General features: G+C 64.6%; 16 protein-coding genes and 1 tRNA gene. 11 read left to right on the top strand and 6 right to left on the bottom strand.

The genetic code is table 11. The features are described from left to right. Positions 1–291: 291 nt before the first annotated feature. Positions 292–723, top strand: a complete 432-nt coding sequence (locus GR316_RS11070; RefSeq protein ID WP_211783966.1) for a DoxX family protein — start codon at positions 292–294, stop codon at positions 721–723. A gap of 94 nt (positions 724–817) precedes the next feature. Here GR316_RS11070 and GR316_RS11065 read toward each other — a convergent pair whose 3' ends face one another. The 3 genes from GR316_RS11065 to GR316_RS13815 form a co-directional block, all read right to left on the bottom strand. Beyond that, positions 818–1,963 (bottom strand): FAD-dependent monooxygenase, encoded by a 1,146-nt coding sequence (locus GR316_RS11065; protein ID WP_305798377.1) that lies wholly within the window; start codon positions 1,961–1,963, stop codon positions 818–820. A 114-nt stretch (positions 1,964–2,077) separates the two neighbouring features. Further along, entirely contained in the window at positions 2,078–5,449 is a 3,372-nt protein-coding gene (locus tag GR316_RS11060) for a molybdopterin cofactor-binding domain-containing protein (RefSeq protein WP_211783964.1), read from the bottom strand. After that, positions 5,442–5,930, bottom strand: coding sequence for a (2Fe-2S)-binding protein (locus tag GR316_RS13815; RefSeq protein WP_313796561.1), 489 nt, complete (start codon positions 5,928–5,930; stop codon positions 5,442–5,444). The genes GR316_RS11060 and GR316_RS13815 overlap by 8 nt, the downstream gene beginning before the upstream one ends. A 189-nt stretch (positions 5,931–6,119) precedes the next feature. Between GR316_RS13815 and GR316_RS11050 the strand changes: the two genes are divergently transcribed. From GR316_RS11050 to GR316_RS11005, 10 genes are all read left to right on the top strand, one after another. Further along, the gene (locus GR316_RS11050) at positions 6,120–6,551 is read left to right on the top strand and encodes a MarR family winged helix-turn-helix transcriptional regulator (protein ID WP_211783962.1); all 432 of its coding nucleotides are present in this window, start codon (positions 6,120–6,122) and stop codon (positions 6,549–6,551) included. Between the two features lie 205 nt (positions 6,552–6,756). Then, a complete protein-coding gene (locus GR316_RS11045; RefSeq protein WP_211783961.1) occupies positions 6,757–7,425 on the top strand; it encodes a TetR/AcrR family transcriptional regulator in 669 nt (222 codons plus the stop codon). 102 nt (positions 7,426–7,527) lie between these two features. After that, entirely contained in the window at positions 7,528–8,277 is a 750-nt protein-coding gene (locus GR316_RS11040; RefSeq protein WP_461782247.1) for a maleate cis-trans isomerase family protein, read from the top strand. Further along, positions 8,277–9,050, top strand: coding sequence for an alpha/beta fold hydrolase (locus tag GR316_RS11035; protein WP_249218772.1), 774 nt, complete (start codon positions 8,277–8,279; stop codon positions 9,048–9,050). Before GR316_RS11040 ends, GR316_RS11035 begins: the two co-directional genes overlap by 1 nt. A 12-nt stretch (positions 9,051–9,062) precedes the next feature. Beyond that, positions 9,063–10,094, top strand: a complete 1,032-nt coding sequence (locus GR316_RS11030; RefSeq protein ID WP_211783959.1) for a M29 family metallopeptidase — start codon at positions 9,063–9,065, stop codon at positions 10,092–10,094. A gap of 51 nt (positions 10,095–10,145) precedes the next feature. Further along, positions 10,146–10,778 carry an isochorismatase family protein gene (locus tag GR316_RS11025; protein WP_211783958.1) on the top strand — a complete coding sequence of 211 codons (633 nt, stop codon included), beginning with the start codon at positions 10,146–10,148 and terminating at the stop codon, positions 10,776–10,778. 69 nt (positions 10,779–10,847) lie between these two features. Further along, on the top strand, positions 10,848–11,828 hold the full coding sequence (locus GR316_RS11020) for a Bug family tripartite tricarboxylate transporter substrate binding protein (protein WP_211783957.1): 981 nt from the start codon (positions 10,848–10,850) through the stop codon (positions 11,826–11,828). Between the two features lie 38 nt (positions 11,829–11,866). After that, positions 11,867–12,361: a tripartite tricarboxylate transporter TctB family protein gene (locus tag GR316_RS11015; protein ID WP_211783956.1), complete on the top strand. Its 495-nt coding sequence runs from the start codon at positions 11,867–11,869 to the stop codon at positions 12,359–12,361. A gap of 7 nt (positions 12,362–12,368) precedes the next feature. After that, complete coding sequence (locus GR316_RS11010) at positions 12,369–13,871, top strand: tripartite tricarboxylate transporter permease (RefSeq protein WP_211783955.1); 1,503 nt, start codon at positions 12,369–12,371, stop codon at positions 13,869–13,871. A gap of 155 nt (positions 13,872–14,026) precedes the next feature. Then, positions 14,027–15,217 carry a solute carrier family 23 protein gene (locus tag GR316_RS11005; protein WP_249218771.1) on the top strand — a complete coding sequence of 397 codons (1,191 nt, stop codon included), beginning with the start codon at positions 14,027–14,029 and terminating at the stop codon, positions 15,215–15,217. Between the two features lie 101 nt (positions 15,218–15,318). Here the strand turns inward: GR316_RS11005 and GR316_RS11000 are convergent, their stop codons facing one another. From GR316_RS11000 to GR316_RS10990, 3 genes are all read right to left on the bottom strand, one after another. Next, on the bottom strand, positions 15,319–16,797 hold the full coding sequence (locus GR316_RS11000) for a sodium:solute symporter family protein (RefSeq protein ID WP_211783954.1): 1,479 nt from the start codon (positions 16,795–16,797) through the stop codon (positions 15,319–15,321). Next, the gene (locus GR316_RS10995; protein ID WP_211783953.1) at positions 16,794–16,979 is read right to left on the bottom strand and encodes a hypothetical protein; all 186 of its coding nucleotides are present in this window, start codon (positions 16,977–16,979) and stop codon (positions 16,794–16,796) included. The genes GR316_RS11000 and GR316_RS10995 overlap by 4 nt, the downstream gene beginning before the upstream one ends. Before the next feature lie 354 nt (positions 16,980–17,333). Then, positions 17,334–17,423: transfer RNA gene (locus GR316_RS10990), tRNA-Ser, on the bottom strand. Between the last annotated feature and the right edge of the window lie 31 nt (positions 17,424–17,454).

The following is a 17,454-nucleotide window of genomic DNA, read 5'->3' as shown; positions in this document are numbered from 1 at the left end:
CGCCTCCCGCTTATGGGTAATCATCACACCGATCCGCGGCTGCCACCCCCGGCAAAACGGTGCGACGGGACAATCGGCCGCAGCCGCGAGGAGTGGGCGTTAACCGCCAAAATGCCGCAAACGATGGAACGCAAAGCATTTTCCGCAAGATACCCCAATATAAACAAATCGTGATCTGGCAAAAACGAGCCGATCCCTGCCTTGACCCGCCCGCCCAACGGGTCGAGTGCCTAGGCGGATATGCGCCCATGCTGCGATCTGGCGCATCGACATTCATTTAAGGAGGAAATCATGAAATTCCTGAACGCCTTCGAGAATGCCCAAGGGTGGACACCCTATGGCGTTTTTGCGATGCGCATGGTGCTGGCCGTCTATTGGGCCGTGCATTGGGGCTATAAGGTCTTCTACACCGGCATGCCCGCGACCGAGGCCCTGTTCGTCCGCCTCGGTTATCCGTCGTGGTTCGCTTGGGGCGACATCACGCTCGAAGTCGTGGCCGTGATCGGAATGCTGCTGGGCCTCTATGTCCGTACGCTCTCGCTGCTGCTGCTGGTCATCCTGATCCCGGCACTGGAAATCTGGATCCCGAACGGCCTTTGGGCGCTGCATGGCGGGTACGAATTCCCGGTCTTCTGGATCGCGATGCAGGTGGTCCTCGTGATCCTCGGCCCCGGCGCTTGGGCGATCCGCACCCTGCCGCTGTTCGGCGCGCCGCGGAACTGAGGCATCCGACGATCGGACCTCCGCGCCTACGCGGGTAAAAGCTGAAGGCCCGCCCGGGAAACACCCCGGGCGGGCCTTGTCTTGGATGCGCCTCTCAGGCGATCTGGACCGTCATCGGGTCATAGGCATAGACCCATGCCGGATCTTCGTGATGCTTCAGCCATGTATTGGCGTTGGAGATCGTCTGCACCTTCGTTGCGCGCTCATGGCGCGCCTTCTCATAGATCTCGAACGCTGCCTTGTAGTTGTCCATCCCGGAAAGGGTCAGGCTGCGCGTCAGCACGGCCGCGTCCTCGATGGCCATGCAGGCGCCTTGAGCCATATGCGGGCGCATCGGATGGCAGGCGTCGCCCAGAAGGCACAGGCGCCCATGGCTCCAGATGCTCAGGGGATCGCGGTTCCAGAAGGGCCATTTGGTAACTTCGGTCGTGGAATCGATCAGGCCGCGCACGATGGGATGGGCGTTGTCGCCGAAGATCGCTTCCATCTCCTCGCGGGAGCTGTCGACGAAGCTGCTCTCATGCTCCCACCCGTCCACCGGAACGCCGGTGACGTAGTAATATTCGCTGCCATTGGTCTTGGTGGCATAGGCCATGATGTGGCGCGAATGCTCCCACCACCATTTGACGCAAAGCTCATAGTCGAGCCCCGTGGCGCGCAGCTTGTCCATGTCCACCAGCGCGCGATGCCCGACCCAGCCGGAGAAGCGCGGCTTTTCGGCGCCGAGCAGCTTTTCCCGGATCATGGAGCCGATGCCGTCCGCGCCGATGACCAGCTTTGCGGCCACCGTCTTGCCGTTGGCGAAGGACAGCAGAACGTCGTCCTCGCGCTCTTGCAGATCGATCAGGCGGTGGTCGAAATGCAGCCGCTTCGGCGGCAGGGCCGCGATCTGCTCGGCATGCAGATCGCCGCGGTGGATGGTGATGTAGGGCGCGCCATATTCGCGTTTGGCGAAATCGCCCAGCTCGATCCGCGACAGATACTCCCCCGTGCGCCCATCGCGGGAGAACCAGAAGTCCGGATGCGCCCCGATGGATGCAAGGCGATCCTCCATCCCCAGTTCGCGGAACACCTTCATCACGTTCGGGCCGATATGGATCCCCGCCCCCAGACGCACGAAGTTCGGGGCTTGCTCGAAGATATCGACAGAAAATCCTGCCTGAATAAGCAGCGCCGCCGCTGCTGCGCCTCCAAGGCCACCGCCGATCACTGCGATGTCGACTTGCTCTGTCGTGGTCACGTCAGCCTCCATGTTCTGCTTGCCATTATTTGTTATTACACAAACAAGTTTTTGGAAATGGTTTTTCCCGCGTCATGCGTTTTTCGTGATGCGAAGCCCCCCGCACGGGCCTCCTCAGTTCCAATTCGGAAGATCCGGGGCATAGCGCGCCCGCAGATAGCTCGTCAGGTCCTCGATTTGCGCCGCGCTCAATTCGTCGGCGAAGGCCGGCATATCGCGCAGGGGCAGATCCAACGGCGGGGCGATCCCGTCGCGGATGACGGTTCGCAATCCCTCCGCGCTCGGGGCGCGGATCGCGGCGGACATGGAGAGCGGCACCTGCGCGGCGGTCAACGCACCTTCCAGACCCGGCTCGTGACAACTGGCGCAGGCCGACCGGAAGATGGCCGAGGCGGCGGATGGCATCACCGCCCCCTCCGCCATCGTCGGCACCTCCGCGGGGGTTACGAGCGACGCCAGATAGACGGAGATCGCCTTCACATCCGCATCCGGGACGCCCTGCAGGCTGTGCACGACCTCGGCCATCGGGCCGGAGGCGCTGGCCACGCCGGCCATGTGCCCCGTCCGCAGATAGGTGTAGTAGGAATCGGCGTCCCAGCCGCGCGATCCAGCCGCCGTTCCGGCCAGCGCCGGCGCCCACCATCCATCGACCATCGCGCCGGAATGGGCAGCCTCACCGCCTTTTTCCGCGCCAAGCAGATTGCGGGGCGTGTGGCAGGCACCGCAATGACCCGCCCCCTCCACCAGATAGCGCCCGCGATTCCACTCGGCCGTCTGCGCCGCGTCGGCGATCAACGGCTCGGGAACGTGGAACATCGCATTCCACGCCGCATTCACCGGGCGCAGGTTGACCGGGGCCACCATCGCCGCCTTCGGAACCTCGGCGCGAACGGGCGGCAATGTCTGCAGATAGGCATAGAGCGCGAACATATCCTCGCCGTCGATCTTGGCGAAATCGGTATACGGGAAAGCCGGATAGAGATTGGTGCCGTCGCGGCTGATGCCATGACGCATCGCGCGGTCGAACGCGGAAAACGACCAATCGCCCAAGCCGGTGTCGATGTCCGGCGTAAGGTTCGTCGTATAGACGGTGCCGAAGGGCGTCTCCATTCCGCGGCCCCCGGCATTCGGCTGCCCCCCTTCGGCCGTGTGGCAAACGGCGCAATCGCCCATGGCGAACACCTGACGGCCCCGCTCCAGCACCTCGTCCGAAAAGCTGGCGGCGGCGGGGGCGCGTTGCGGCGAAATCGCGGAATGCAGCGGCATCGCGATCGCGCCGAATGTCAGCGCCCCGCCGATCGCGGCCAGCGCGCCCATCCGCATCCGCGCTTTCTTCGGCGGCCCCTGCACGGGGACACCCAGCGCCGCCCTAAGCTTTTCGGGCGTGAACGGGGCCTCGCGCAGCCGAACGCCGGTCGCATCGAAGATCGCATTGGCGATGGCGGCGGCGGCCGGTACGGCGGCGCTTTCGCCGACGCCGAGGGCGGGCATGTCCGGACGCTCGATCAGCATCGTTTCGATGCGCGGGGTTTCGTCGAAGGTCTGGATCGGATAGGCGGCCCAGCTCTTGAGCAAGGGGGTGATCGCGTCGAAGCTGACCTCCTCGCGCAGTGTCCGGCTGGCGGTCTGGATGACGTTGCCATGGATCTGGGCGCGCACGCCGTCGGGATTGATGACCAGCCCCTGATCCTGACCGACGAACACGCGGGTCAGCGTCACCTCGCCGGTTTCGGTATCCACGGCGACATCGCACACCCATGCCGCCGAGGCGGCGGCCTTTCCCGGAAACGGGCCGTGGATATAGGTGGCGAAGGCGAATCCCTGACCATAGGCCATGCGCCCCTCGCGCCGGCGGAGCGGACCGCTGCGGGGCGTCCAGCCACCGGCCTCGGCGGTGCGGCGAACGAGATCGGCCTCGCGCGGGTCATCCAGATGCCGCACGCGGAATTCCACGGGATCCTCGCCCGCCTCATAGGCCAGTTCGTCCACGAAGCTTTCATGGGCGAAGGTGTTGGGCAGAGCGGAGACACCGCGCATCCACGCCGCCCGCACCACCGGGGCCATGTCGTGTACCGTCACGCGCTTGTGGGGAATGCGGTAGGGCGGGATGATTGTCCGGTCGCCCATGTCGGATGGGCGCGGTTCCGGCGTGATCCGCCCCGTGAGCAGCAGCGACAGATTCGGTCCGCGATTGGAGGGGTACCAACTGTCGATGGCATAGGCATGCAGATCGCCGCCGCGCGTGCCGCCCGACACCTCCATCAGCTGTGCCGCGCCCTTCGGCTCCCACAGATGCTCTTGGGCGCGGGTCAGTTGCACGCGCACCGGGCGCCCGACCGCCTGCGACAACAGCAGCGCATCCCCACACACGTCATCGGCGCAGTTGCGGCCATAGCAGCCCGCGGCCTGCAGGCGGCGCACCTCGATCCGGTCGGCGGCAAGCCCAGTCAGAACCGCCAGATCGCCGCGCAGCATGTGCGGGTTTTGCGTCCCGCTCCAGACCACCGGCATCCCGCCGTTCCAATCGGCCACCGCGCAGGATGGTCCGATCGACCCATGCTCGTGATAGGGCCAGAGATAGGTGCGGGTCAGGCGGATGTCGGCCTCATCGAGGCCCCTGCCGAAATCACCGCTTTCATCCAGCAGACGCGGGGTGGAGGGCTGGGCCTTCAACGTGTTCTTCAGATCGCCCATGTCCGGCAAGGGCGGCGGGATGCGCCAATGAACGATCAAGGCCTCGGCGATGGCGCGGGCCTGCGGCGCGGTTTCGGCCACGACGCCAAGGAAATCCCCCTCGCGCACGATCGCGACGAGCCCCGCCATGCCAGAGACGGATGCCTCGTCCACGGCGATCAGGCTGCGCCCCACGAAATCGCCGCTGTCGCGCCCCGCATAGGGCGGGCGCACGACATGGCCGTGCAGCATGCCGTCCAGCCGCAGATCTTGGATATAGGTGAACTCCCCCCTCACCTTCTGCGGCAGATCGCGGCGCCCCACGGGCTGGCCCACGATGCGGTACGCGGCAGGGTCCTTGACCGGAACCTCCGGATCGAGACGCATCGAAACGTCCCGGCCCGCCACCAATTCGGCAAAGCTCTTCACCCCGCGATCGGAGAGGATGCACCCCTCCTCGATCCGCAACGCGGTCACGGGCGCGTTCAATGCCTTCGAGGCAAGGCCAAGGAGGAACAGCCGCATCTGCGCCGCCGCTTGGCGCAGGGGAACGGCGGCGATCTGGATCGTTTCGGATGCGATGGTCGGGCCCTGATCGGGCGTGCGCGCGGTATCGCCCAACACGATGCGCACATGGCTCAGCGGCAGATCCAGTTCCTCGGCCACGATCTGCGCAAGGGCCGTTTCGATGCCGGTGCCAAGATCGACATGGCCGTTGAAGCCCGTCGCCACGCCTTCGGCATCCAGGTGCAGGAAACGGATCCGCCCATCCGGCACATCGTCATAGACCGAGATCAGGCCCCCTTCAGACATCGCGCCGCCCCGCCATCAGAACGGCCGCACGGGCGACGGACGCCATGATCTCGCGATGCGTGCCGCACCGGCACAGATTGTCGCGCAGCGCCGTGCGGATCTCCGCCTCGGTCGGATCGGGGTTCCGGCGCAGAAAGGCCACCGCCGTCATCACCATACCGTTCAGGCAATAGCCGCATTGCGCGCCCTGTTCGTCGACGAAGGCCTGCTGCACCGGGTGCAACCGGCCGGTCGCAGGATCGGCAAGCCCCTCCAGCGTCGTGACGCTGCCACCCGAAACGCGCGCCGCCCGCAGCACGCAGGCCCGTGCCGGCCTGCCCGAGACCATCACCGTGCAAGCCCCGCATTGGGCCATGCCGCAGCCATATTTCGGGCCGTTCAACCTGAACTCGTCGCGCAACAGATCAAGAAGCGTTCGGTGCCGATCCACGTCGGCCTCGACGGTTCGGCCGTTCAGTTCGAACTCAAGATGGATCGTCACGGCATCCCCATGCTCTGCCCCCTCTGCAATGGGTAGCCGGTTATCGGATGTACACAAACGAAAAAGACAGGCCGGTGCATCCGTTTCCCAGACTGCCGTATTATTGGTCACCGAAACACGGTTCAGGGTTGAAATCCGCACGGACCGCGCGGCATGACTGAAACTTGCATCACAAAGGCAGCCGTCCCTATGACCTCCGTTCCCTTCTCCGACTATCGACTGGACGAACAGATCGGCTTCCTTCTGCGCAAGGCCTATCAAAGGCATATGGCGATCTGTGCCGAACGGATGGAAGGGCGGCTGACGCCGGTGCAGTTCTCCATCCTCTACCGCCTCGTGACCGAGGCCGGTCCGGTGTCGCAGAACGCGCTTGGGCGCTTGGTGACGATGGATGCCGCGACCACCAAGGGCGTCGTGACGCGCCTGAAGGAACGGGGTCTGATCGTCAGCCATATCGACGCCGAGGACAAACGCCGCCACATGCTGTCGACCACCGAAGCGGGCCGCGCCCTGCTGCGTGACCTCCTGCCGTCGATGCAGGCCGTCACGCAGGACACCCTCGCCCCGCTAGAGCCGCATGAACAGGTCATGCTGCTTGCCCTGCTGCGCAAGATCGCCTGATATACGCGGACGTTTTCACCTAGATACTTGTTCGGGTCCTTGCGCATGCAGCGCAAACGCGGCTTTCTAGGAAAACGTATGCATGGCAACGGCAATGCCCCAAGGGCCGCTGCACATGCCGCCCTGTCGATGACGGGCGCTTCACCTATGTAGGTGCGATGCGCACACTGCGGTCAAACGGAACCACCACGGAAACGACATCCCCATGAGCGAAGCCCCCGAGGCCCCCCCGCGTCGCAGCAGAGGGCGCCCGCGAAACTCCCCCGATCTGCGCGATAGCATTCTGGACCAAGCGGAGCTGGTCTTCGCCGAGGCGGGCTATAACGGGGCCAGCACCCGGGACATCGCCGAGCGTGCCGGGGTCGCGCAAGGGTTGATCCGCTATTACTTCGGGACCAAGCGCGACCTTTTCGACGAGGTGTTCCGCCGCCGCGGGGGCGACATCTCCCGCCACCGCCACGCCTTGCTGGACGCGCTGCTGGCCGACCCGGTGAAACCCACCGTCCGCGCGATCATCCACGCCTATCTCCTTCCCCAGTGGGAGATGAAATACAGCGGCCCCGGCGGGGCGGCCTTCGTGCGCCTTCAGGCACGGCTGCATTCCGAACCCGAAGAGCATGCGATGCGGCTGCGCCGCGAGGTCTACGACAGTTCGGTCCGCCGCTATGTGGATGCGCTGGCCGATGTCCTGCCCCACCTGCCCTGCGATACGATCAGCATCCGCATGGCGTTCATGGTGGGCACCTACATGTTCATGCTGAACGATCTGGGCCGCCTCGGCGACATGACCGAGGGCCATGTATCGGACCTTGGAAAGGACCCGATGCTCCAACATCTCGTTACATTTTTGGCAGCGGGCGTCTCCGCAAGCTGATTTTTTGTGCATAATGGGGTTTTCATCCGCCGCCGATGTCTTTTTCCTATAATTGTTCAACTGAACAAATGAACGTCGGAAAAAAGGACACGAGGAATCGGCATGAGACCTTATCGAATCGGGCAGATCGTCCCCAGTTCCAACATCACGATGGAGACGGAGATCCCGGCGCTGTTGAAGGCGCGCGAGTTGATCGCGGCGGAGCGGTTCACCTTCCATTCGGCGCGGATGCGGATGAAGCATGTGACCAAGGACGAACTGGCCACGATGGATGCCAGTTCGGACCGTTGCGCGCTGGAACTGTCGGATGCGCAGGTGGATGTGATGGGCTATGCCTGCCTCGTCGCCATCATGGCGATGGGCAAGGGCTATCACCGGGCCTCGCAAGAACGCCTGACGGGCGTGGTGCAGGGCAATGGCAGCGCGGGGGCGGTCGTCAATTCGGCGGGCGCGCTGATCGACGGGCTGAAGGCGATGGGCGCGAAGAAAGTCGCCGTCGTCACCCCCTATATGAAGCCGCTGACCGAGATGGTCGTCGATTACATCCGCGCCGAAGGGTTCGAGATCGTCGATTACGTCGCGCTGGAGATTCAGGACAATCTGGCAGTTGCGGCCCATGATCCGATGAACCTGCCCGGCATCGTCGCCGGCATGGACATCGCCGAGGCCGATGTGATCGTCCTGTCGGCCTGCGTGCAGATGCCCTCGCTGCCCGCCGTCTCCACGGTGGAGGCACAGACCGGCAAGCCGGTGCTGACCGCCGCCATCGCCACCACATGGCAGATGCTGAATGCCCTGAACCTGCCGACGCGGGTGCCGGGCGGCGGCGCGCTCTTGTCGGGGGCGTATTGATGCGGGGCTACAACATCCATGCCAACGGCATCCGTCAGCATCTGATCCATTATGCCGGGCCGGGCCCGCAACTGCTGCTGATCCCCGGCATCACCTCGCCCGCGATCACATGGGGCTTCGTTGCGGAACGTCTGGCGGCGCGCTTCGACGTGCATGTCCTCGATGTCCGGGGACGGGGCCTGTCCGAAGCGGGCGATCTGGATTACTCGCTGGACGCCATGGCCGAGGATGCCCTCGCGGTCGCGGCCACGCTGGACCGCCCCTATGTGCTGGGCCATTCGATGGGCGCGCGCACGGCCATCCGGGCCGCGCGCAAGGATGCCGAGGCCTTTGCCGGGCTGTTGCTGGTCGATCCGCCGGTCTCCGGGCCGGGCCGCCGCCCCTACCCGTCGGCATGGCCTTGGTACGGCGATTCCATCCGCTTGGCGCAGAAGGGCATCACCTTCGAGGAGATGCGCGCCTTCTGCCCGACATGGACCGACGAGCAGGTCCGGTTGCGGGCCGAATGGCTGCACACCTGCCAATACACCGCCATCAAGACCGCCTTCGACGGCTTCCACACCGACGACATCCACGCCGATCTGCCGCATCTGACGCTGCCGATGCGGCTGGTGGTGGCGGGCGCCGCGCCGGTGATCGGGGAGGCCGACATCGCCGAGATTCGCAACCTCGCCGCCGGGATCGAGATCCGCACGGTCGAGGGGGCGGGCCACATGATCCCATGGGACGATCTCGACGGGTTCCTGGCCGCCGTCATCGACTTCACTGCCTAACGGGGAAACGACATGGACCATACGAGCTTTACGGAAATCTGCCTGCATCAGCTGAAGATGTCGGGCGTACGGAGCGGCGAGAAGCTGGTCGTGCTGACGCAGGGCAACGACCGCATGGACTACGCCGATGCCTTCATGGCGGCGGGCCAGCGTCTGGGCGCGAACATGTATCACATGCGCCTGCCCACCCCGCCCGTCAGTGCCGCTTGGGCCGTGGGGCAGACCGGCCTTGCCGCCATGCCGGACGCCGTCGAGGCGCTCAAGAATTGCGACATGCTGATCGACTGCATCTTCTTGCTGTTCAGCCCCGAGCAATTCGCCATTCAGGCCGCCGGCACCCGCGTTCTGACGGCGGTGGAGCCGCCCGAGCTTCTGGCCCGGATGCTGCCCTACCCCGAGCTTCGCGAGAAGGTGGAGATCGCGGCCGGCATTCTGGACCGGGCCAAGGTGATGCGCATCACCTCGCCCCATGGCACGGACGTGACCTACAAGCTGAACACCTACGAGACGGTCGCGGAATACGCCTGCACCGACACGCCCGGCCGCTGGGATCACTGGCCCTCGGGCTTCGTCTTCACGGGCGGGGATGATGACGGCGTGGACGGTCAGATCGTCGTGGCCCCCGGCGACATCCTGTTGCCGCAGAACCTGATGGTGCGCGAGCCGATCACCTACACGATCGAAAAGGGCTGGATCACCGACATCCGCGGCGGGCTGGAGGCGCAGATCGTCAAGGAATACATGGCGGCCTTCAAAGACCCGCGCGGCATGGGGATGAGCCATGTCGGCTGGGGCATGAACCCGAACGCCAAATGGCACAACTTCGTCCCCGGCACCTTCGAGGGCGGCATGGGCATGGAGCCGCGCAGCTTCTACGGCAACGTCATGTTCTCCACCGGGCCGAACAACGAACTGGGCGGGCCGAACGACACCGCGTGCCATCTCGACATCCCGATGCGCGGCTGTTCGTTGTTCCTCGACGACGAGGCGGTCGTCATCGACGGCGATATCGTCGTGAAGGACATCCAGATGACGCGCGACTGACGCGCCGAGGGCGGCGCGACGGCCGCCCTCTCACCCCCTCGAGGAACCGCTATGTCCCAGCAACAGATCTACGAAGAGGCAGGGTTCGGCCGCCCCGTTCCGCGCGGCACGCGCCCTGCGATCGTCGTCGTCGATTTCAGCTATGGCTTCACCGACACGAACTATCCGACGGCCTCCGACGCCGCAGAGCAGATGGCGCGCACAAAGGACATCTGCGACGCCGCCCGCGCCAAGGGCTTTCCCGTCGTCTTCACGACCATCGCCTATCACCCGGGCGAGGTCGAAACGCTCGCATGGCTAAAGAAGGCGGCCGGCATGGCGGCATTGATCGAAGGCACGCGGCTGGTCGAGATCAACCCCGCGACCGGCATCCGGCCGACCGATGCCGTGGTCACCAAGAAGGGCGCGTCGTCCTTCTTCGGCTCCACGCTCGCCGCGATCCTGACCGGGGCGCGGGTCGATACCGTCGTCGTCACGGGGGCCACGACCTCGGGCTGCGTACGCGCCACCGTGGTCGATGCGGTGCAGTCGGGCTTCGGCGTTCTGGTGCCGCACGATTGCTGCGCCGACCGCGCCCAAGCGCCCCATGACGCGAACCTCTACGACATGGGCCAGAAATACGCCGACGTCACCGACAGCGCCGACATCCTGTCATGGTTGGCCACACTGCCCGCCACGATCTGAACAAGAAGGGCCGGACCATCCCGGTATCGGCCTCGATCCTTTCCCCTTTCCAGCAGACGGAGATCACGCATGAACAAACGCATGTTGCTGTCATCGCTCATTATCCCCGCAGCCATGTTGGCGTTTTCGGGTCAATCCGCATTCGCCCAATCCTTCCCCGATCAGCCCATCCACATGACGGTCGTATGGCCCGCAGGGGGCGGTCACGACATCATGGGCCGTCTGATCGCCAATGAGCTGTCGCAGATTCTGGACAACCCCGTCGTCGTCGACAACGTCGTGGGCGCTGGCGGGTCCACCGGAATGCGCGCCTTGGCCAGCGCCAAGCCCGACGGCTATACGATCGGCGTCATGGGGATGCACGGCATCTCGCAGTCCTACATGAACGTCAACGCCCCGCAGATGGAGGATTTCGAGCCTCTGGTCTACGTCTCGGACGAGCCTGCCGCGCTCGAAGTGGCCGCCACGACCGGCATCGCCACTTTGGCCGATTACGTCACGGCGATGCAGGACGATCCGATGGCCCTGCTGAACGGCAACGATCCGCCCGGCGGCAACTCGTTCATCTTCGCCCATATCATCGCCGGGGAGTTGGGGATCGACATGATGACCCTGCCCTATGCCGGCCATGGCCCCACCGCCACGGCCCTGCTGACCGGAGAGGTTCAATCCGCCACGCTGCCCATCCCCCCGGTGCTGGAACATGCCCGCGCGGGCACCCTCAACGTGCTGGGCGTGGCGTCCGAGCAGCGCCATCCCCAATTGCCCGATGTGCCGACCTTCAAAGAGCAGGGTTACGATTTCACCGCGAACGATTTCATCATGATCGTCGCCCCCAAAGGTTTGCCGCCCGAGGTGAAGGCCACCTTGTCGGATGCCCTGCTGGAGGCCATCAACGCCCCGGATTTCGTGGCGGCGGCAACCAACAACGGCACGGTCCTGCGCCCCGGTGGCCCCGAGATGGCCGAAGCCGAACTGAACCGGCAGATCGAAACCGTCTATCCCCTGCTGCTGGATGCCGATCTGGTCGCGGACGGCCTGAAACGCTAGGCGCCGCGATCGGCACCTGATCCACCGGGAAATCTTACATGGACGATCCAAACACCGGCGCACTGCAACTGGCGCGGGCAGCCTTCTTCGCGGGCATTGCCATCGTCGGCTTGGCGATGCTGGAACATGGCCGCGCCTCCTATGCGGGCACCATCATGCGGGGCGATCCGGGGCCGTTCTTTCTGGGGCGTCTGTGCCTGATCGCCATAGGCCTTTACGGTGTCGGTTTGGGCATCGTCGCCCTGACGGGCCGGCGCGGCGGACGGGGCAAGAGCGCCCCGGCCAGCCGATCCGGCCTGATGCTTGCCGGCGCGATGGTGCTGACACTGATGGTGCTTCCCGGCCTGATGCAGGGCGTCGGCACCACATGGGCCGTTGCGATCTTCGCCATGCCGTGGCTGGGCGTGCTGCTGGCCCGCAGCGGCGTGCCGCATCGGCGGGCCGCGATGGGGGCGGTCCTCTTTGCCCTGCTCATTGCCGTGACGGTGCGGACGGTCTTCATCCACGCGCTGAACATCCCGCTTCCATCCTGAGGGTTTCATGCTGACCAACGCCTTTCTTGAGACCATGGGACAGTTCCTGACGGATCCCGCCATGCTGGGGCTGATCGCGGCGGGCACCCTTCTGGGGCTGATCCTCGGTGCGATTCCGGGCATTTCGTCCACCATGGCGCTGGCGATCCTGATGCCGACCACCTTCGGCATGACACCCGCCGCCGCGATCCTGTTCCTCATCGCGATCTTCATGTCGAGCGTCTATGGCGGGTCGATCTCGGCGATCCTGCTGAAGCTGCCGGGAACGCCCGCCTCCATCTTCACGCAGGTGGACGGCTTTCCGATGACCCAGCAGGGCCGCGCCGGACAGGCGCTGAACTATGCCCTGATCGCCTCCACCATCGGGGGGATGCTGGGGCTGATCCTTCTGGTCGTGCTGACGCCGCTTCTGGCGGGGTTCGCCTCGAATTTCCGCAGCCCCGAATTCGCCGCCTTGGCCTTGTTCGGCATCGTCATGCTGTCCTTTGCCTCGAACGGGTCCACTCTGACGGCCACGCTCGTCGGGCTGATCGGGGTCGTTCTGGGCATGGTCGGGTTCGACAGCCTGACCGATGCACAGCGCATGACGATGGATGTGCCCGCCCTGCAATCGGGGTTCAACCTGATCCCCGTGATCATCGGGCTGTTCGGTCTGGCCGAGATTCTGCAGAACCTCGTGGATCGGCCGCGCGGGGTCGATACCCGCCCCTCCATCGGGCGGATCTATGTGCCGATCCGGGATCTGATCTCGCGGTGGAAGGTCATTCTGCGCGGCTCGCTGATCGGCACGTTCATCGGGGCGGTCCCGGCGGCGGGGTCGGCGGTCGCCGTCTCGATGGCCTATGCGCAGGAACGCCGCCTATCGCGCGAGCCCGAGAAGTTCGGCACCGGCCATGTCGATGGCGTCATCGCCCCCGAGGCCGCCAATTCCGCCAGCGTCGGCGGATCGCTGGTCCCCCTGATGTCGTTGGGCGTGCCGGGCGATACGGTCAGCGCCGTTCTGATGGGGGCCCTGATGGTGCACGGGCTGACACCCGGGCCACTGCTGTTCGCCAGCGATCCTACATTCGTCAGCTGGATCTATGGCTCGGTCCTGCTGGCGCTGGTGGCGACGTTGATCTTCGGCCTTGCGATCATTCCCGTCTCGGTCCTCGTCACGCGCGTTCCGCCCGAACTGATGTATGTCTTCATCGCCATTTTCTGCGTGATCGGGGCCTTCGCGATCCGCAACGACATCAACGATGTCTATGTCATGATCGCCTTCGGGGTCACCGGCTTCGTGCTGTCGCGCCTTCGCCTGCCGGTCACGCCTCTGGCCTTCGGACTGATACTCGGCCCGATATTGGAGGAGAACGTCCGCCGCAGTCTGATGATCAGCCGCGGATCGTGGACGATCTTCATCGAGCGTCCGATCTCCGCGACCTTGATTGCGGTCTGCGCGGCGCTGATCCTCTTGCCATTGATCGGGGCCGCCTTTGCCCGCGCGAAACGCCGCGCTGCACCCCAATGAACCACCCGCAACGCCGCCCTGCCAAAGGGCGGCGTCTTTCGTTATGAAACCCAAAAAAGGACGAGGGACCGATAATGTACTTTCCACGTTGGCGGCTGACACATGATGCCGTCGTTTTGCCCGACGAGCGGCTTCGCTGGAGTGCTGCGGTCCCGATGGGATTCCAACACCTCCTGGCGATGTCGGGCTCGACCATACTCGGCCCCCTGCTGATGGGGTTCGATCCGAATCTGGCGATCCTGTTCTCGGGCATCGGCACGATCATCTTCTTCATCTGCACGGCCGGCCGGATGCCGAGCTATCTCGGCTCGTCCTTCTCCTTCATCGCGGTCGTCATCGCGGTCACGGGATATGCCGGCACGGGACCGAACCCGAATATCGGCCCGGCTCTTGGCGGGATCATCGCTTGTGGCGCGCTCTATGCCATCATCGGCGTCATCGTCACGGCCACCGGCACCCGCTGGATCGAGCGTCTGATGCCCCCCGCCGTTACGGGCGCCATCGGGGCTGCGATCGGTCTGAACCTTGCACCCGTCGGAGTTCAGGGCATGCAAGGCAGCGGTGCGCATATGTTCGTGGCCGTGCTGACGCTGCTCGCGGTTGCGCTGTTCTCGACCTATGGCCCGCTGAAGATGCGGCGGCTGTCGATCCTTCTGGGCATCGGCACCGGATATGTCGCGGTGCTGGTGCTCGGCAATGCGTTCGGCCTGCTGCCGGGAATCGATTTCACCGCGCTCGCGGCTGCGCCTTGGCTTGGAATGCCGCAATTCCACAGCCCGACCTTCCAGCTTTCGGCAATCACCCTGATCGCACCGGTCGCCCTTATCTTGGTCGCGGAGAACCTCGGTCACATCAAGGCGATCGGCAGCATGACCGGCCAGAACATGGACCCCTATATCGGACGCGGGTTCATCGGCGATGGCCTTGCCACCATGGTATCCGGCGCGGGCGGCGGAACGGGCGTCACCACCTATGTGGAGAATATGGGTGTGATGGCCGTCACCAAGGTCTTTTCGACGCTGATCTTCGTGATCGCCGCGTCGATCGCGATCCTTCTTGGTTTTTCACCGAAGTTCGGCGCGCTCTTGCAAACCATCCCCGCCCCCGTGCTGGGCGGGCTGGCCGTCGCCGTGTTCGGCCTGATCGCGGCGGCAATGATCCGGCTCTGGGTCGATAACCGCGTGGACTTTTCGGACCCGCGCAACCTGTTCACCGTCGGGGTGACGCTGATCTTCGGGTCGGGAAACTTCTCGTTCTCGATCGGCAGCTTCGCCATTGGCGGCATCGGAACGGCCACGCTCGCCGCGCTGATCCTGTATCAGGTGCTGGGGATCCGGCGGGCATAACGGCCCTTGAAAGGGGGCATGCGGCGGACGCGTCACATGCCTTTCACGATGGTCGATCTACACCAGCGGGTGCGCCAACGAATGTCGGCGCACCCGTTGTCTTATGCGCGGGCGGGTTGTGGGGCCGCGACCTCCGGCTCGGCCATGAAACCCTCGAGCGTTTGGGACGACGCCGGACGCGTCACCAGACTGACGCCGACAAAGAGGAGTGCCGCGACAGGGAAGCTCCAGACGCCGGCGGTCAGCCCCAGCAGGGAGTTGCCGGACATGTACATCCAGCCCACGAACGCGCACCCGCCGATGATGGACGCGATGGCGCCCGCCGCCGTGCCGCGCGCCCAGAAGAACGCACCGATCGTCGCGGGCACGATCACCACCAGCCCGACCGAGGATGCGACGGACAGGATGGCGATCATGCTGAACTCCATCGCGGCGAAGATCAGCGCCACGACCGAGATCACCGGGATGACGATCTTGCCGATCGCCAACTGACGGCGGTCATCGACGTCCGCGACCACGTTGGCATAGACATCCCGCGAGAAGATCGAGGCGAGCGTCAGCAGGATGGAATCGATGGTCGACACCGCGGCGGCCAGAATGCCCACCATCACGATCACACCCAGCACGGGCGGCACATAATCGGACGACAGCAGCATCGAGGTGGCCATATCCGGGCGTGCGAGATCCGGGAAGATGACGAAGGCTGAGAACCCCCAGAGGACGGACACGACGGTATAGACCAGCCCGAAGCACAAGAAGATCAGAAGCATCTTGCGCAGCGCCGCCAACGAGGACGGCATGAACAGGCGTTGGCTGACCTGCGGGTTGGAGATGGCGAAGAAGAACCACGGCAGCGTCAGGCCAAGGAAGGTCGGGAAGGAGAAGAGGCCCGGCCCCGGCACCCGAAGCATGTCGGGCGCGCGCTGCGAGATCGTATCGAACATCGCCGTGAAACCGCCGAGTTTCGACACGACGAGCACACAGACCAAGACGGACGCCACGATCATCACGAGCGCCTGCAGGCTATCCGTCCACATCACCGACCGGATGCCCGCGACATAGGAGAAGACGATCGCCAGAACCGTTGCGATGACGATACCCGCGCCAAAGCTGATGGAGCCGCCGGTCATGCCCGACAGCAGATATCCGACACCCGACAATTGCACCGCCGCATACGGAATGAGGAAGACGAGGCTGGCCACCCCCGCCAGCACGGCCACCCATTTGCTGCCGTAGCGTTTGCCCAGCATCTCATAAGGCGTGACGAAGCCGTGCTTCTTCCCCGCACGCCAGAATCGCGGGCCGAATATCGCCACGAGCGACACGCCCGCGAAATAGACGATCTCGAAGCCGAGCGCGCCCACCCCGCCCCGATAGGTCAGACCGGCCAAGCCGACCATCATGAACGCCGAATATGTGGTGGCGGAGTAGCTGAGCGCCGAGACGATCCCCCCCATGCCGCGATCCCCCAAGAAATAGCCCGACATGGAGGATGACGGCCCACTGCGCGACAGCCACGCCACGAGGCAGGAAAGCACGATATAGATGACGATACCCGAGACGACGAACGATACGGTCATTGCACGTCATCCTTCAGATCGGCGGTGGCGGCGACGTTCAGGACGATGATGGCAACCCCCGCCATCACCCAGAACAGGAAACTGCCATACCACGCCGCGATATGGCCGATGATCAGATAAGGCACAGCATAACAGGCGAGGACCACCAGCCCTGCTGCAATCAATGGGGCGCTCCGTGTCATGTCGAATAACTCCGCTATGGGGCAATGTGTCTTTGCCAGAGGATTGCATATGTGGCGCACGCAGCGCGTGCTGCGGCACCATGTTTGTATGCAAACGTTTTTCCGGCCCCAAAACGAAATCAGCGGAAGCAAGTGCTTTGGCGGTTTCGTTCCAACATATCTTCGTCACGGGCAAATTCGGCCCGGATTCGATGGAGAATTGTGCGGATTGTAAGTGCCCCCGGCCTTACCCGTGCATGGGCGCAGGCGAACGAAATCTCGGCGGACAAGGGAGCAAATGCCGACGAGCAAAATCAGGCGAAACGATGCCAGAGACGGCAGATCGGCAGCGGATTCTAGGAAAGACGTGATAGGTGGCGGAGACGAAGGGATTCGAACCCTCGAGACCCTTCCGGGCCTGCACCCTTAGCAGGGGTGTGCCTTCGACCACTCGGCCACATCTCCGCCGCCCCGTATATGGAGAAGACAGGGCGGA

The organism is Falsirhodobacter algicola (genome assembly GCF_018279165.1).
In the GTDB taxonomy this organism is placed as follows: Bacteria; Pseudomonadota; Alphaproteobacteria; order Rhodobacterales; family Rhodobacteraceae; genus Falsirhodobacter; species Falsirhodobacter algicola.
This window is presented reverse-complemented; position numbering and strand designations above follow the sequence as displayed.

Coding starts and splice junctions, on each gene's coding strand:
- GR316_RS11070 (WP_211783966.1), top strand. CDS start 292: ATGAAATTCCTGAACGCCTTCGAGAATGCCCAAGGGTGGACACCCTAT.
- GR316_RS11060 (WP_211783964.1), bottom strand. CDS start 5,449: ATGTCTGAAGGGGGCCTGATCTCGGTCTATGACGATGTGCCGGATGGG.
- GR316_RS11050 (WP_211783962.1), top strand. CDS start 6,120: ATGACCTCCGTTCCCTTCTCCGACTATCGACTGGACGAACAGATCGGC.
- GR316_RS11045 (WP_211783961.1), top strand. CDS start 6,757: ATGAGCGAAGCCCCCGAGGCCCCCCCGCGTCGCAGCAGAGGGCGCCCG.
- GR316_RS11040 (WP_461782247.1), top strand. CDS start 7,528: ATGAGACCTTATCGAATCGGGCAGATCGTCCCCAGTTCCAACATCACG.
- GR316_RS11035 (WP_249218772.1), top strand. CDS start 8,277: ATGCGGGGCTACAACATCCATGCCAACGGCATCCGTCAGCATCTGATC.
- GR316_RS11030 (WP_211783959.1), top strand. CDS start 9,063: ATGGACCATACGAGCTTTACGGAAATCTGCCTGCATCAGCTGAAGATG.
- GR316_RS11025 (WP_211783958.1), top strand. CDS start 10,146: ATGTCCCAGCAACAGATCTACGAAGAGGCAGGGTTCGGCCGCCCCGTT.
- GR316_RS11020 (WP_211783957.1), top strand. CDS start 10,848: ATGAACAAACGCATGTTGCTGTCATCGCTCATTATCCCCGCAGCCATG.
- GR316_RS11015 (WP_211783956.1), top strand. CDS start 11,867: ATGGACGATCCAAACACCGGCGCACTGCAACTGGCGCGGGCAGCCTTC.
- GR316_RS11010 (WP_211783955.1), top strand. CDS start 12,369: ATGCTGACCAACGCCTTTCTTGAGACCATGGGACAGTTCCTGACGGAT.
- GR316_RS11005 (WP_249218771.1), top strand. CDS start 14,027: ATGGGATTCCAACACCTCCTGGCGATGTCGGGCTCGACCATACTCGGC.
- GR316_RS11000 (WP_211783954.1), bottom strand. CDS start 16,797: ATGACCGTATCGTTCGTCGTCTCGGGTATCGTCATCTATATCGTGCTT.
- GR316_RS10995 (WP_211783953.1), bottom strand. CDS start 16,979: ATGACACGGAGCGCCCCATTGATTGCAGCAGGGCTGGTGGTCCTCGCC.